This window comes from Vibrio gallicus (genome assembly GCF_024346875.1).
Lineage (GTDB): Bacteria > Pseudomonadota > Gammaproteobacteria > Enterobacterales > Vibrionaceae > Vibrio > Vibrio gallicus.
Window position 1 is genome coordinate 788,413 of the sequence record NZ_AP024871.1, and the last position, 15,946, is coordinate 804,358.

At 45.0% G+C, this 15,946-nt stretch carries 13 protein-coding genes and 1 tRNA gene; 5 read left to right on the top strand and 9 right to left on the bottom strand.

Annotation, left to right across the window (positions count from 1 at the left end):
- Window positions 1-39: 39 nt before the first annotated feature.
- A complete protein-coding gene (locus OCU28_RS03705; protein ID WP_261816997.1) occupies window positions 40-903 on the bottom strand; it encodes a YadA C-terminal domain-containing protein in 864 nt (287 codons plus the stop codon).
- 275 nt (window positions 904-1,178) lie between these two features.
- Between OCU28_RS03705 and gntH the strand changes: the two genes are divergently transcribed.
- From gntH to OCU28_RS03720, 3 genes are all read left to right on the top strand, one after another.
- Window positions 1,179-2,804 (top strand): guanitoxin biosynthesis MBL fold metallo-hydrolase GntH, encoded by a 1,626-nt coding sequence (gene gntH, locus OCU28_RS03710; protein ID WP_315972400.1) that lies wholly within the window; start codon window positions 1,179-1,181, stop codon window positions 2,802-2,804.
- A gap of 120 nt (window positions 2,805-2,924) precedes the next feature.
- Window positions 2,925-3,437 carry a hypothetical protein gene (locus OCU28_RS03715; protein WP_261816999.1) on the top strand — a complete coding sequence of 171 codons (513 nt, stop codon included), beginning with the start codon at window positions 2,925-2,927 and terminating at the stop codon, window positions 3,435-3,437.
- A 253-nt stretch (window positions 3,438-3,690) separates the two neighbouring features.
- On the top strand, window positions 3,691-4,200 hold the full coding sequence (locus tag OCU28_RS03720; protein ID WP_261817000.1) for a hypothetical protein: 510 nt from the start codon (window positions 3,691-3,693) through the stop codon (window positions 4,198-4,200).
- Between the two features lie 80 nt (window positions 4,201-4,280).
- Here the strand turns inward: OCU28_RS03720 and nth are convergent, their stop codons facing one another.
- From nth to rsxA, 7 genes are read right to left on the bottom strand one after another with little or no spacing between them, the layout of a single operon-like run.
- Window positions 4,281-4,916 carry an endonuclease III gene (gene nth, locus OCU28_RS03725; protein WP_261817001.1) on the bottom strand — a complete coding sequence of 212 codons (636 nt, stop codon included), beginning with the start codon at window positions 4,914-4,916 and terminating at the stop codon, window positions 4,281-4,283.
- 22 nt (window positions 4,917-4,938) lie between these two features.
- On the bottom strand, window positions 4,939-5,676 hold the full coding sequence (locus OCU28_RS03730; RefSeq protein ID WP_261817002.1) for an electron transport complex subunit E: 738 nt from the start codon (window positions 5,674-5,676) through the stop codon (window positions 4,939-4,941).
- Window positions 5,676-6,305 carry an electron transport complex subunit RsxG gene (gene rsxG / locus OCU28_RS03735; protein WP_261817003.1) on the bottom strand — a complete coding sequence of 210 codons (630 nt, stop codon included), beginning with the start codon at window positions 6,303-6,305 and terminating at the stop codon, window positions 5,676-5,678. Before rsxG ends, OCU28_RS03730 begins: the two co-directional genes overlap by 1 nt.
- Window positions 6,306-7,355, bottom strand: coding sequence for an electron transport complex subunit RsxD (rsxD, locus tag OCU28_RS03740; RefSeq protein ID WP_261817004.1), 1,050 nt, complete (start codon window positions 7,353-7,355; stop codon window positions 6,306-6,308). It abuts the gene before it with no gap.
- On the bottom strand, window positions 7,355-9,841 hold the full coding sequence (gene rsxC / locus OCU28_RS03745; protein WP_261817005.1) for an electron transport complex subunit RsxC: 2,487 nt from the start codon (window positions 9,839-9,841) through the stop codon (window positions 7,355-7,357). The genes rsxD and rsxC overlap by 1 nt, the downstream gene beginning before the upstream one ends.
- A 5-nt stretch (window positions 9,842-9,846) precedes the next feature.
- Window positions 9,847-10,428 (bottom strand): electron transport complex subunit RsxB, encoded by a 582-nt coding sequence (gene rsxB, locus OCU28_RS03750; protein ID WP_261817006.1) that lies wholly within the window; start codon window positions 10,426-10,428, stop codon window positions 9,847-9,849.
- Complete coding sequence (gene rsxA / locus OCU28_RS03755) at window positions 10,428-11,009, bottom strand: electron transport complex subunit RsxA (protein ID WP_261817007.1); 582 nt, start codon at window positions 11,007-11,009, stop codon at window positions 10,428-10,430. Before rsxA ends, rsxB begins: the two co-directional genes overlap by 1 nt.
- Window positions 11,010-11,464: 455 nt before the next feature.
- On the opposite strand from rsxA, the gene OCU28_RS03760 reads away from it, so the two are divergent.
- Window positions 11,465-12,559: an alkene reductase gene (locus tag OCU28_RS03760; protein WP_261817008.1), complete on the top strand. Its 1,095-nt coding sequence runs from the start codon at window positions 11,465-11,467 to the stop codon at window positions 12,557-12,559.
- Window positions 12,560-13,337: 778 nt separating this feature from the next.
- Here OCU28_RS03760 and OCU28_RS03765 read toward each other — a convergent pair.
- Window positions 13,338-13,413 (bottom strand) — tRNA-Asn (locus tag OCU28_RS03765).
- A 487-nt stretch (window positions 13,414-13,900) separates the two neighbouring features.
- On the opposite strand from OCU28_RS03765, the gene uvrB reads away from it, so the two are divergent.
- Window positions 13,901-15,946, top strand: coding sequence for an excinuclease ABC subunit UvrB (uvrB, locus tag OCU28_RS03770; RefSeq protein WP_261817009.1), 2,046 nt, complete (start codon window positions 13,901-13,903; stop codon window positions 15,944-15,946).

Consider the following 15,946-nt stretch of genomic DNA (forward strand, 5'->3'; position numbering starts at 1 on the left):
AATAGAACGGCCTTACAAAGTTATAGCACTCGCTAGGCTTTAGAATACATATTGAACACCACCACCGGCTGAGACTTCAGCATAGTCCCCTGTAGTTGCGTTTACCGTTGCCGATGCAGACCAATCTTCATTGAAAGAATGACCTACGCCAATTGCGACTGCGCCGGTGTCGCCAGCATAGCCGACACCCACGCCTACAGCAGTATCGCCTTCTTGGCTTAACATTGGTCGAGCATTGGCAACCGCATGTGAACCTGCCATAACACCATCAACGCGATCTTGATATTCTTCCCCTATAGCTTGCTGCTCTAATGCATTTGCTAGAGAATCCGAGGCTTGTTCTCGACGGTCATAGCTTCGTTCCGTTGAACGTTCCTGAACTCGTTCACCGACACTCTTGCCGATAATTTCTTCAGCTCTTGCTAGTGCGCCTCGAATGTTCTCTGGCTTGGTAACTTCGTTTGGGTTGTTTTCAGCGACTTTAGCATAGGCTGCATTTGCCGCTTCTTCTTTAGACATATTGGCTAATTCAGGGTTGTTTTGTTGTGCTTGTGCGTACTCTTCATCAGTCATTCCCAGAACTGCGCCTTGTGCAACATATGAGGCGAAGCTTTCTCCGTCACCAGAGGCTGGGCTGTAAGATTTCATTGCTTCTATTTGTTGCTCTGTAAACTCACCGTTCTTGAAGTCTTCAACGATAGCCTGTGATGCTTCATATTTTGCTTCATTATCACCCGTGACATCGGCTTTGAACCAATTAGCCACATTCTCATTTTCAGCGTTGAGAGCGATTATTGTATTAGATACGCCAGATACTATAGCTTCTTTATTTCCACCTTCAGCAAAGGCATTAGCGGTTAATGAAGCTGAAACGATAGCTGTAGCGATAATTAGTTTTTTCATAAGTTTTCTCAAAATGAATGAAGAGTCCGTTCAAACATTTCCTTAGTGAGGAGACTATATGAGAGAAACTAAAGGTTGAGAAATGAGACATTTTTATTTCTGATATGTGCGCTGGTAATGTTTGCCATCTCCCTCTTATATACATTAATTTGATTAATGTATTCCCTATAGTTTGCTCTATATATACAAATTCGGTTTGTGAATAAACTTCTTTGCATCGGAGTGAGGAAGGAACTTCATTCATTTACTAAATACTCAAACCGATAGGTGAAATGATGAGAACTTTCGCAAAATTATCAGTAATCTCCACAGCTATGATTGTTGCAACAACGGCGTTTGCTGCAGACCCAATGATGGAATACAACACTAAGCAAACTCAATCGAAACTAGAAAATGTTCAAACCTTTGAATACCACGAAGGTGAGACGTTAGATGAATATTTGGAGTCTCAGCCAAAAGGCAAGTTGTACTCGTCTGAAGAAGAGGTGTTATCCGTATTAATGGGCGGTGTTAACACCGGTGACTACCGTCAAAAAACAAACACCGGCTGGAAAGAAGGCTTGATGTTTGAAGGTATTGCGCCGTATGGAGACCATATGGTCTCTGGTGCAAACTGGTTTCCTCGCACTGAAGAGGTTCAACCTGATGAGATGCGCGTAACCTTTATGGGTACATCACCAATGATTCGCCCAGGACAGGCTAATACCTCCATTTACGTTGAATTGGGCAATGGTTCCAATTTTGTATTCGATTTGGGTGAGGCCTCTATTGCTAACTATGTAGCTGCAGGTGTTGCGCTAAATGAACTGGACCATATCTTTATTACTCACTTGCACGTTGATCACTATGGCTCACTGCCTTACCTCTATCAATTTGGTGGCTGGAACGGTCGTTGGGAAAAACCGTTAAACATCTATGGCCCAAGTGGTGCAACACCGGAATACGGTACTCGCCACATGGTGGAAGGCATGCAGCAAATGCTTAACTGGCACACTGATGCGTTTGATGTTTTCCCAGCTGGCAACGACATCGTAGTACATGAGTTTGATTTCCGAGATGATGGTGGGGTTATTTATGACCAAGATAATGTTGAAGTTATCCACTGGCGTCGTAGTCATGCTAAAGATGGTGCATCTGGTTATCGCCTGAACTGGACCCAAGATGATGGACGCGTCCTATCATTTGTTTGGACAGGTGACGGTCGTCCAACAGAACTAGACCTTAAGTATGCAAAAGGTGCTGATTTGTTTATCACTGAACTGCAAACCGAAATCTTTGGTGTATCGTCAATCATTCAGGGGGTACCGCCGTTCTTAGCTCGTTATACCGTTGATACGCACCATACTCCTGCTTATGCAGCCGGTTACGTTGCAAATGAGGTACAACCTCGCTTGTTCATGACTACGCATATGACATTTGACCCGTACCTAAACGAAGAAACAGTTGCAGAGGTTCGCCATCACTGGAAGGGGCCATATCACTTTGGTGCGCCAGATGGCATCGTGGTGAATATGACCAAAGATAATGCTTGGGTTCGTGAAGGTATCTTACCTGATTTCCCTAACGCAAGAGCGCCACAGTTCGATATGGCTGATGGTCAAGAATTTAGAATTCCATTGCCTAAGAATCGTCGTGAAGACATTCAAGAACAAGAGATCCGTGATTTAGAGATAGACCCAAAACTGTACTACCCAGAAGGTTATATGCCTGAACTTATGACCGAATGGCCTGTAGATAAAGACATTGTAATGCCAACAGAAGCGGTACCAGCTTCAATGAAAGAAGGCATGAATAGCAAGCAAGAGTACGTAGATAGAGTTCGTGAACACCACGGCCTAGAGCGTAAATCAGTGACTCGCCCAACGCAGCCAGGAGAGGGCTCAGGAACCGATAAAGAATAGGACATTCTATAAGAGGACATGTGCATTCATGTCCTCTAACTGAAATAAAAGTAGCTTTACTAATATGTTTTAAAAGCACTTTTCATCAATTGAACTATTTGCTCATTTTTGGAGTACAGCATGAAAAAATCACTTATCTCAGCAGCTATCCTAACTCTTGTTTCTGGTTCTGTTTTCGCCAATGGTATGTCCAATGCACACGACTACCACCCTGGTGCTACAGATAATATGGAGCGCTTAGCGCCAATCGACCCAAACTATGAGTTGACGCTACCTTCAGAAAAAGAAGGCTATACCATGTATGACAATCAGTACATGTCAGATGGCGGTACATATTCTACATACGTAAAACCAAACCCTAATGATGATGTGCACGTTGCGGATGAAGGTTCGCTAAAGGTGACACATGGCCAAGGTGGGTTAATTCAAACCGAATACACCACTAAGAATGGTGCGAACCATTTCTCAGTAATGTGTGGATACACATCCGGTCCGGCGTACTGGGCGGACAGTAAACCCGTAAACGTGTGTAAAGATGCGCAAGCACTAGCTCAGGCGTTAGAAGCTAAGGGGGAGTGGCAAGAGCATCCGATGCAGTATACCGTTGCACCGCCAAAGATAACCGTAAATTAAGCCTTTGTAGTAAGTAATTTAAAGCCAGTAGAGTCATGCTACTGGCTTTTTGTATTGGGGTTTGAGTATAGGACACGCATAACTCATAAATATTATTAATATAATAACCCTATTTTAGGTTGTTTATATTAGGTAAACTGATGCATAAAATAGTCGGCATCAGAGTGAGGAAGGAGCTTCATTCATTTGCTATTTGATGACTACTTGAGCATTAGGTTCAAGGGTCAACCTGTATAAATGTAAGGTTAAACCTATGAAGAACTTTATCAAGCCCCTACTTATTGCGTGTACATTGTCTGTTCCAACATTAGCAGTTGCGGATGAGCACAATCACAGTCACAACCATTACAGCCCAGCACTAGAGCAACTTGGCAACGACATTATTGGTTTAACCGTATGTTATAAAAACGGTTACCTAACTGATGAAAATCAAGAGCCGGCATTCACTAACCTCATTAGCCATGCGGATGTGACGGGTGAAGAGCTGGGGATGTTCTATATGGATAAACTAGGTCAGAAGGCTGAAAGCATTATGGGTGACGAACAATCGCGTCTAATGTGGACTGAAGATTTTTGTTCTGATCTAACTGCTACTTACTTAGATCTAGATAAATTGGCACAGGCAAGAGAAGTAAGCTTTGACCATTCTGACCATCACGGGCACGATCACGGGCATAGCCACGGCCATGAGGGTCATGGAGTATTATCACCTGAAGTTATTGAGCAAGATATTGAGCGAGGTCGCTTGTTAAGTATCCATTAATAAGCGCGACTAGCCAATAAAATCGAAAAAGGTTCTGATAGATTCAGAACCTTTTTGTCGATTATGAGATAGGGTTATTGCTACAGGTCTACTTTGTCAGAGAATTCACATAAATCTTCAATGATGCAGCTGCCGCATCTTGGTTTACGCGCAATGCAGGTATAGCGACCGTGTAAGATCAGCCAGTGATGCACGTCCAGTTTGAACTCTTTAGGAACAACCTTTAATAGCTTTTGCTCAACGTCATCAACGGTTTTTCCCATCGCAAATTTGGTGCGATTAGAAACGCGGTAGATGTGGGTATCTACTGCGATAGTAGGCCAGCCAAATGCAGTGTTAAGTACCACATTAGCCGTTTTTCTGCCAACGCCAGGTAGGGCTTCCAGTGCTTCACGACTCTCAGGAACCTCTCCGCCATGTTGCTCTAATAAAATGCGGCAGGTTTTAATGGTGTTTTCAGCTTTAGAGTTAAAAAGGCCGATGGTTTTGATATAACTCTTTAACCCATCTATCCCAAGATCAAGTAGCCCTTGGGGTGTATTGGCTACTGGATATAACTTATCAGTTGCCTTGTTTACACTTACATCTGTGGCTTGTGCTGACAGTAAAACTGCAATTAGCAGCTCAAAAGGTGAGCTCCAATTTAACTCAGTTTGTGGATTCGGGTTATTTTCCCGAAGGCGTTCTAAAATTATCTTTCTTTTATCTTTATTCATTAGTTATTGGCGTCTGATGACCTTAGCTATTGGTAACACGTACCCGTTCTATTTTTTGCTTTTCTGGCTTGGGTGCTTTTTGTGCTTGATGATGGTCAAGCCAGTTTTTAGCTGCAATCAAGAAGCCTACACCGATAAAGGCGCCAGGCGGTAACATTGCCAATAAGAAATTGCTATCAACGTGAAACAGCTCAATTCTTAGCACCGAAGCCCAACTGCCAAGCAATAGGTCAGCACCATCAAACAGAGTGCCATTGCCTAAGATTTCACGAATTGCACCCAGTACAACCAAAGTAGCAGTCATGCCTAAGCCCATCCAAAAGCCATCTGCGGCGGCTAAAAGTGGGGTGTTTCTAGATGCGTAAGCCTCAGCGCGACCAATAATCACGCAGTTGGTTACGATTAACGGAATGAAGATACCAAGGGATAAATACAGGCCGTAAGCGTAAGCATTCATAACCAGTTGTACGCAAGTCACGGTCGCGGCAATTATCATGACAAAGATAGGTAATCTGATCTCTTGTGGCACATGGTTACGCAACAAAGAAATAATGACATTGGTGATGACCAATACTGTCATCGTTGCAATACCTAAGCCCATTGCGTTAGTCACTGTAGCGGAAACGGCCAGCAATGGACACAAACCTAAAAGCTGTACTAAGCCTGGGTTATTGCTCCATAGTCCGTTTTTAAGCAGTGTTTTGTGCTCTGCTTTTAGCGCCTCTTTCGATGGGGTAAGTTCGGTTGTGGTATCCGACATTATTGCACCTCACATTGTGGTGAGTTGTTGAGTATGGTTTGTTGGTTTTTCTTGAAGTAAAGGCCAGCATTATATACCGCTTTTACTACTGCTCTAGGGGTAATTGTAGCGCCAGTAAATTGGTCAAATTGACCACCATCTTTACGCACATGCCACAGGTCGTGATTGTCTTGGGTGATAACTTTATTTGTAAAAGATAAAATCCAATCCGAGACACGCAAGTCAATTTTGTCACCTAGGCCGGGGGTTTCATTTTGCTCTAAAACTCGAACTCCAAGCACGTTACCGTAAAGATCGACACCAATAAGCAGTTTTATTGAACCGTTATAACCATCCGGTGCTATTGCCTCTAGTGCAACCGCCACCGGTTTATTGGCCTGGGTCGCAATATACATAGGTAGTGGCTCTTTTGATCCAACCTCGTCCCCGGAAAGTGCAACACAATTAGAGTAAAGCTCATTGTCGTGCAGTTGATTAGGAACTACTTGATTAAGTAGCCCTTGCAGTTGAGCGGTTCTTTGCTGCTGAATAGTATCTTTAGTTAATAGGTTAGTTACCGCAACGATACCTGTGGAAATTACAGCAAATAAGGCTAAAACCAGTCCATTTTTTCTGATTGTTCTTAACATTTATTTGTGTCCATAGGTTCGAGGTTGAGTGTAGTAGTCGATAAGCGGCACGCACATATTCGATATAATTACAGCGAAGGCAACGCCATCGGGAAACCCGCCCCAAGTTCGAATCAGAACGATTAACACTCCAATCAACGAACCAAAAATAATGCGTCCCTTGACGGTTGTCGCTGCCGATACCGGATCAGTTGCGATGAAGAAAGCGCCAAACATGGTCGCGCCTGACAAAATATGGAATAAAGGTGAAGCTACAGCACCGGGAATTATCAAGTTAAGTAGGGTGCTTGTTACTAATACGCCCCCTAGTACGCCAACTGGGATATACCATTGAATAAGACGCAGCTTTAGCATAACTAAACCACCGGCAAGGAACATAACGTTCACCCATTCCCAGCCTAGACCTGCTAACCCAGAGAAGATTGAACTTTGGGTTATCTCAGACAGAGTCATGCCTTGGCTTAAGCCAATTTTTACCGTGTCTAATGGAGTTGCCATCGTAATGCCGTCGACACCAGTGCGGATCTGTTGCAACGATAGGCCGTCGATATTAAAACCACTAAATATGAGAGATAGCGCATCAGGAGCGCTAACTGCAATAGGTGAAATCTCATTGGGCGTGATCCAACTGGTCATCTGTACTGGGAAGGAGATAAGCAGTACCACATAGCCAACCATTGCAGGGTTGAATAGGTTTTGCCCAATGCCACCGTATAAATGTTTGGCAATGACAATTGCAAAGAATAAACCAATAACCAAAATCCACCATGGTGATAATGGTGGAATGGCAAGCGCCAATAGGATTGCGGTCAGTAGGGCACTGTTATCACGTAACGCCATCATAGGAGGGCGCTTTCGCAATACCATAATTAGCGACTCAAACGTCCACGCGACCAGAATGGCAAATACAACCTGAATCAGGGTGCCAAAGCCAAAGAAATAGGTTTGCGTTGCAAGGCCGGGTAACGCACATAGTGCCACCCATAGCATTAGGTTAGGCAGTGAACGCCTTTTTTGGGTGTGTGGTGAACTGGCGATAAAAAAGGCCACTAGTTGTTCTCCTTAGAGTCTTGTTCTTTTGCTTGTTGCGCCGCTTTACGTGCTTTGGCGCGCGCTACTGCGGCGGCTACCGCTGCCTTTTTCGGGTCAGTATCAGTTGAGTCACTTTGTGATGTTTTCTGAGCTGCCTTTTTCTCCTTGGCGCGAGCAACTGCAACTGCAACCGCACTTTGTTTAGAGTCAGTATCGGTAGATTCTAAATCTTGCTGTTGCTGCTTTTTAAGCGCCGCTTTACGAGCTTTAGCACGTGCAACCGCTGCCGCGACAGCGGCTTGTTTAGGATCGGAATCGGTATCACTATCAGCTGGTGTTGTATCCGGTGCTGGTGGCTGCTGTTGAGCTGCCTTACGCGCTTTGGCGCGTGCGATTGCAGCTGTGACTGCTGCCTTCTTCGGATCGCTATCAGCTGGCGCTGTATCCGCTGCTGGTTGCTGTTGTTGAGCCGCTTTACGCGCTTTGGCGCGCTCGACTGCGATAGCAACCGCTGTGTGTTTAGGATCTGTATCTGTGGATTCTAAATCGTGTTGCTGCTGTTTTTCGAGAGCCGCTTTACGAGCTTTAGCACGGGCGACTGCCGCAGCGACCGCAGAGCTTTTATTGCTAGGCTCTGTTGACTCAGTCTGTTGCTGTGATGGTGCTTGATTGTCTTTGGTTGCTGCCTTACGCGCTTTAGCACGCGCGACTGCTGCAGCTACAGCGTCTTGTTTAGGATCAGGCGTTTGATTTTGCTGTTCTTTTTTAGCTTTAGCACGCGCAACTGCCGCAGCAACGGCATCTTGTTTGGTCTCAGCTGAGCCTTGTTCGCGTTTTGCTCTTGCTTCTTGCTTGCGTTGTTCGCGCAGTTTACGCATTTCGCTGTTGTCTGGTTCATTACCGGCAGAGGCTGCTGCTTGTTTTGCCTTGGCGCGAGCAATTGCGGCGGCAACAGCCGGTTTTGGACCGGTGTCCGTTTGCTTTTCTTTTACGCGTGCAATAGCGGCGGCAATTGCATCATCACCACCAGACTCTTGCATCTCTTTGCGACGCTTATCTGCTGCTGCTTTGTATTTCGCGTCACGTTCACTTTTATCGCGTTCAAGACGAGCTTTACGCTGTTCAAAGCGCACTTTAGACCTTTCAGAAGCGTCCTCTTCAGCTGTACGGATTCGGATTTCTGATTTTGATTGGCGGAAATACTGCACCAGTGGAATGCTACTTGGACAAACATAAGCACAAGCGCCACATTCAATGCAGTCTTTAACCTTGTATTCATCGCACTTATCTAGGTCTTTATCTTTGGAATACCATAACATTTGTTGTGGCAATAAAGAGGCGGGGCAGACTTCAGCACACTGTCCACAACGAATACAAGCCATCTCATGTTGGTCAAACAGCAACTCTTGCTTGGTTGGCGCGAGTACGCAGTTTGTGGTTTTAGTGATGGGGATCTCTGTATGCGGCAGAGTAAAGCCCATCATTGGACCGCCAAGAATAACCGAATGGTTCTTTGGTGTTGAAAAATCAGACTGTTTTAATAGATGGCTTACCGGTGTGCCTATAGGCACCCATAGGTTTTGTGATGATTTAACGCTTTTCCCTGTGACGGTTACCACCCGTTCAATCATAGGTTCGCCATCAACAATAGCGCGTTTAACTGCAAACGCAGTCCCTACGTTTTGTACCATCATACCAATATCTGCGGGTATGCCCTGATTTGGTACTTCTTTATCGGTCAAAACCTTGATCAGCTGCTTTTCACCGCCCGATGGGTATTTGGTCGGGATGACTCGAATCACAATATCGTTTAATTGTGCAGCTTGGTTAAGCGCTTCAATAGCTTGCGGCTTGTTGTCTTCGATTCCGACAACGCATAGCTTTGGTTTGAGAATATGCTTTAATATTTCAATGCCTTGGATAACTTCTTTAGCGTATTCACGCATCAAGCTGTCATCGGCGGTGATATAAGGTTCACATTCAGCGGCGTTAATGATCAGTATCTCGGTACGCCCAAATCCAGATTGCAGTTTACGCGCAGTTGGGAAACCTGCTCCGCCCATGCCTGATATACCGGCTTGGCGGATGATATCGGTCAACTGTTCTGGCATAAGAGATGTAAAGTCTTCGACTCCGCAATGCTCAACCCATTCATCTTTCATATCAGGCTTGATAACAATCGCCATTTCTGGCAAGGCGGAAGGATGGCAACTGCTGCGCGGCTCAATGGCGGTGATTTGTCCAGATGTAGACGCATGCACAGGCAAGCTTAAGCTCGATTGATACTGAGTCAGGGCTTGACCTTTCAGAACCTTATCCCCAACAGCGACGGTAAGATTTCCTTCTTTACCAATATGCTGCTTTATCGGAATAACGATCTCATCGGCAATACTAGAGCGACCAATCTTATTGGTTAAGGATTGGGCCTTGTTTTCCGGTGGATGAATGCCCCCGGGAAAATCCCATAGGTGACCGGTGCGAATTTTTTCGATTAATGACAGCATGTTCGCTATGAGTTTCCGTTATTGCTTTGAGTGGTATCAAGGTTTACCACAGGAATCGAATCGAGTTGCCATTTCCAGGTATTGGTGGTTATAGCAACCGGTATCATTTCTATACAGTCAGTAGGGCAAGGTGAAACGCAAAGGTCACACCCTGTACACTGATCTTTGATGACTGTGTGGATAGCTTTGGTGCCGCCAACAATCGCATCTACAGGACATGCCTGGATGCATTTGGTACAACCAATACACATATCTTCATGAATAAAAGCGACTTTTTTAATGTTGTCTTGAGGTCCATCACCTGAATCAGGTACATCAACCCCCATAAGATCAGCAAGTTTTACTATGGTTGCTTGGCCACCAGGAGGGCACTTATTGATAGCATCACCGTTTGCAATCGCTTCGGCATAAGGTCGACAGCCAGGATGACCACATTGACCGCATTGGGTCTGGGGCAAGATAGCGTCGATTTGGTCTACTATCGGGTCGGCGCCCACTTTAAAACGAATTGAGGCAAAGCCCAGTAATCCACCGAATAAAGCAGCTAATACACCAAGTGCGGCAATGGCAATAAAAATAGTGTCCATTAGATTTTAACCAACCCCGTAAAGCCCATGAATGCGAGTGCCATTAAACCTGCGGTGATCATTGCGATTGAAGCCCCTTTAAACGGCATAGGTACATCGGCCGCTGCAATGCGTTCACGCATTGAGGCAAATAAAATCAGCACTAAAGAGAAACCTACCGCGGCCCCAAACCCATAAATAATGGATTCAATAAAGCTGTGATTTTCATTTACGTTGAGTAACGCGACCCCTAGCACAGCGCAGTTGGTGGTGATCAATGGGATAAAAATACCAAGTAGGCGGTACAGCGTTGGGCTGGTTTTATGTACAACCATTTCCGTGAATTGCACCACAACTGCAATAACCAGTATGAAGCTCATGGTTCTTAGGTAAGCGATACCTAAAGGCTGCAGGATGTAGGTTTCAACGAGATAGGCACATACCGAGGCAAGGGTAAGTACGAAAGTGGTGGCTAAGCTCATGCCAATAGCAGTTTCCACTTTCTTGGAAACTCCCATAAATGGACATAAGCCTAAAAATTTAACTAGTACAAAGTTGTTAACCAATACGGTACCGACCAACAACAGCAAATATTCTGACATACCTTTTCTTACTCACCCGGATCAAGCTGCACATTATCCTGTTTTGTTGTGATTTAAACAACACAACATCCATAGGGATTTATAACAATTGTAGAAAATATAGTCGTTTATATGCATCTTCTCCTTACTAAAGCGTAGAAATCGGGATAACTTTTAGGAGTTCGATGGATTACAGAAAAATCAGTTTTTAAAAAGCTAGGTCTTATGACTGGCAAGATTACAGATAATTTGCGCCAGTACGCCCAGAACGAGGGAAAAGAAGCTCGAATAACTGCCGCTTAAGTCTAAGGGGTGGAGTATATGCACCGTTGATTGTTTGATTCAGCTAAATAGTTAATTCAATTATGCCCTAATTATTAAATAAAGAATGTTACATATAATGGGTGAATTGAATATTCGATTTGTAGACGCTAAGGCGATATCGAGTATAAATCACTCACATTGAGGAAAGCGGTATGAACAAATTATTTGAAAAAACCAGCATCAAACAGTTGGCTTTACAAAATCGCGTTGCTATGGCGCCGATGACTCGCGCTCGTACAACACAGCCGGGTAACATTCCCAATGACATGATGGCGACCTACTATAAACAACGTGCAACCGCAGGTCTTATCATTACCGAAGCCACTCAGATCTCAGATGATTCTCAGGGTTACTCCTTTACCCCAGGCGTGTATACAGACGCCCAGATTGAAGGGTGGAAAAAGGTAACGAGTGCAGTCAAGGCGCAAGGTTCAGCTATCTTTTGCCAGTTGTGGCATGTTGGGCGAGTTTCTCACCCAAGCTTTCAAAATGGTGAACTGCCTATGGGGCCGTCAGCGTTGGCTCCGGTTGATACTAAGGTTTGGATCGTTGACGATAGCGGTGTAGGCAATATGATTGACTGCGTTAAACCGCGTGAAATGAATGAAGATGATATTCAGCGCGTAATCAATGACTTTGCCCAAGCGGCAAAAAAAGCCGTTGCAGCAGGATTTGACGGTATAGAAATTCACGGTGGCAATGGCTATCTGATTGATCAGTTTTTACGTACTAATTCTAATCATCGTACAGATAGCTACGGTGGCAGTCGTGAAAATAGAATTCGCTTCTTGCTAGAAGTTGTGGATGCGGTAAGTAAAGAGATTGGTCCTGAGCGAGTAGGTGTACGTTTGGCACCATTTATCACCTTTAAAGATATGGACTGCCCTGATATTGTGCCAACTATCCTTGAAAGCGCACGTGAACTGCAAGCTAGAAATGTGGCGTATATTCACCTATCTGAAGCGGATTGGGATGATGCCCCTACAATTCCACTTGAGTTCCGACGCCAGCTGCGTGAACTATTTAGCAATACGATTATCGTTGCGGGTCGCTACACCATAGAACGCGCCGATGAAATCTTGAGCCAAGGCCTTGCTGATATCGTTGCATTTGGCCGACCTTTTGTATCTAACCCTGATCTCGTCAAGCGTTTGGAATTTAAACTACCGTTAGCCGAGCTTGACGCTAGTTCACTATTTGGTGGGGTTGAAGTGGGTTATATCGATTATCCGGAATATGCGGAGTAATGGGGAAGAGCGTATCGGTGTAGCGGTGAGTCGATGTATCGATGGCGCACACTAATCTACATTCTTCACTCTTCACTCTTCACTTTCCATTCACCATTCACTACGTCGTCATGCCGGTGGTGTTTTAAGCCGGCATCTTTGGGTACTCGGGTTTAATTGAAGTCATACACTGTGGTTGGGTATCGAGTGTCTACAGATCCCCGCCTGCGCGAGGAGGACGGGAGTGAGGGCGTACACTCTCCACACCGTCATGCCGGTGGTGTTTTAAGCCGGCATCTTTGGGTACTCGGGTTTAATTGAGGTCGTACACTTTGGTTGGGTATTGAGTGTCTACAGATCCCCGCCTGCACGGGGAGGACGGAGTGAGGGCGCATCGGTGTGTCGGTGTATCGATGATGTACACCACTCTTCACTTTCCATTCACCATTCACTACGTCGTCATGCCGGTGGTGTTTTAGGCCGGCATCTTTGGGTACTCGGGTTTAATTGAGGTCGTACACTTTGGTTGGGTATTGAGTGTCTACAGATCCCCGCCTGCGCGGGGAAGACGGGAGTGAGGGTGTACACTCTCCACGTCGTCATGCCGGTGGTGTTTTAGGCCGGCATCTTTGGGCGCTCGGGTTTAATTGAAGTCGTACACTTTGATTGGATATCGAGTGTCTACAGATCCCCGCCTGCGCGGGGAGGACGGGAGTGGGGCGTATCGATGGTGTACACCACTCTCCTATTTTCGAACCAAAAAAAAACCGCACTTCTAAGTGCGGTTTTTTTTTGAATTTGGCTCCCCCTGCAAGACTTGAACTTGCGACATACGGATTAACAGTCCGCCGTTCTACCAACTGAACTAAGGGGGAATTGCTCGAAAGCGGGACGAATAATACTGATCTGATGATTTTCTGTCAACAGAATAAACTTAAAAAAAATGAGTTTTTTCTAAAGACATTTCTCATCCCAGTCTGGACAAGGGATCGCGAAAGTTATCCACTGAATTTGTGGATAAGTGTGTTGATTGTTTTGGGAAAGAATTGGTTCAGTAAATTTACTTTAACAACAACCGAAGGTTATATATCATTTAACATCTTGTTTATAATGATGTTATCACTAGATACTATTACTTCATTTGACTCTATTAAAAAGCCGTCAAAATTAACAATTAAGTTGCAATTCTGTTATATATCGGTTTTTTTGGGGAAAAGCTGTGAGTATAATTGTTGCGAAAATATCAATGGTTCTTCGGCAGGGTCGAGAAATATACCAAATGTTAAAATCGAGCGCTAGTATTTATCGTGATAAAATTGATATAGCGACATTAATTAAGAGCATTAAACTGGGTAAGTAACTGTGAGCGAAGAAAAAAACACAAAATTATATGAGTTGGTTTCGGATTATCAGCCTGCGGGAGATCAGCCTACAGCGATTACTAAATTGCTAGATGGGTTAGATTCTGGGCTTGCTCATCAGACACTGCTTGGAGTTACGGGTTCTGGTAAGACGTTTACGTTGGCAAATGTTATTGCCACCTCGCAGCGTCCAGCGATATTGCTTGCCCCAAACAAGACGCTGGCGGCGCAATTGTACGGAGAAATGAAAGCCTTTTTCCCCAATAACGCAGTCGAATACTTTGTCTCTTATTATGATTATTATCAACCTGAGGCGTATGTGCCTACTACCGATACCTTCATTGAGAAGGACTCATCGGTAAACGCACACATTGAGCAGATGCGCCTATCGGCGACCAAGGCGCTACTTGAACGCAAGGATGCCATTATTGTGGCTTCGGTGTCTGCAATTTATGGTTTAGGGGACCCTCAATCCTATTTGAAGATGATGCTGCATGTTACGCGTGGTGATTTCATGAACCAGCGGGATGTAATTCAACGCCTGGCTGAGCTTCAATATTCGCGAAATGATGTTGCCTTCGAACGAGGACAATTTCGAGTACGAGGTGAGGTGATAGACGTATTTCCTGCTGAATCCGAACAAGATGCTGTACGTATTGAGATGTTTGATGATGAGATTGAACGTATCAGCTTGTTTGACCCTTTAACCGGGGCGATTGTGCAGCGAGATCTGCCGCGCTTTACTATTTATCCCAAGACGCACTATGTAACACCCAGAGAAAAGATTTTAGATGCCATTGAAACAATTAAAAGTGAATTGGTTGAGCGAAAAGAATACCTTCTGCAGAATAATAAATTGTTGGAAGAGCAACGTATCAGTCAGCGCACCCAGTTCGATCTTGAGATGATGAATGAACTCGGATTCTGTTCTGGTATCGAGAACTATTCACGGCATTTAAGCGGGCGCAGTGAAGGGGAGCCGCCACCGACACTATTTGATTACCTGCCGAATGATGGTTTGCTGATCATCGATGAGTCCCATGTTACGGTTCCGCAAATCGGAGCCATGTATAAGGGAGACCGCTCTCGTAAAGAGACGCTGGTGGAGTTTGGATTTCGACTGCCTTCAGCATTGGACAACCGTCCTTTGAAATTCGAAGAGTTTGAGGCGCTTGCCCCGCAAACTATCTTCGTTTCAGCAACCCCGGGTAATTACGAAACAGAAATGTCAGGGGATGATGTCGCTGATCAAGTGGTGCGTCCTACCGGCTTACTTGATCCTGAACTCGAAGTTCGACCTGTTGCAACTCAAGTGGATGACCTGCTATCTGAGATCCGTATTCGTAGCCAAAATGAAGAGCGAGTGCTAGTGACCACGCTGACTAAGCGTATGGCGGAAGACTTGACTGAATATCTTGCCGAGCATGATGTGAAGGTGCGCTATCTGCACTCTGATATTGATACGGTGGAACGAGTTGAGATTATCCGTGATTTACGCTTGGGTGAGTTTGATGTGTTAGTGGGCATTAACTTACTTCGAGAAGGTCTAGATATGCCAGAGGTCTCTTTGGTGGCCATCTTAGATGCCGATAAAGAAGGCTTTTTACGTTCAGAACGCTCCCTGATTCAAACCATAGGGCGCGCAGCACGTAACCTCAAAGGTAAGGCTATTTTATATGCAGATCGAATCACTAATTCAATGAAGCGAGCGATGGATGAAACCGAAAGACGTCGTGAAAAGCAGCAGGCACACAACCAACAAAACGGTATTGTACCGCAAGCATTGAAGCGTAATGTGAAAGACATTATGGAGCTCGGCTCTGCGACAAGTCAGGCATCGAAACGCAAGTCTTCAGCTGTACCATTGTCAAAAGTGGCGGATGATGCGCCACAATATAAAGCACTAACTCCGCAAGAGATCGAAAAACAGATACTAGAATTAGAAAATGAGATGTATCAGCATGCGCAGAATCTAGAATTTGAGCAGGCCGCCGCCAAGCGCGATCAGATTGAAGAGTACCGTAAACAATTCATTACTAACAGTTAA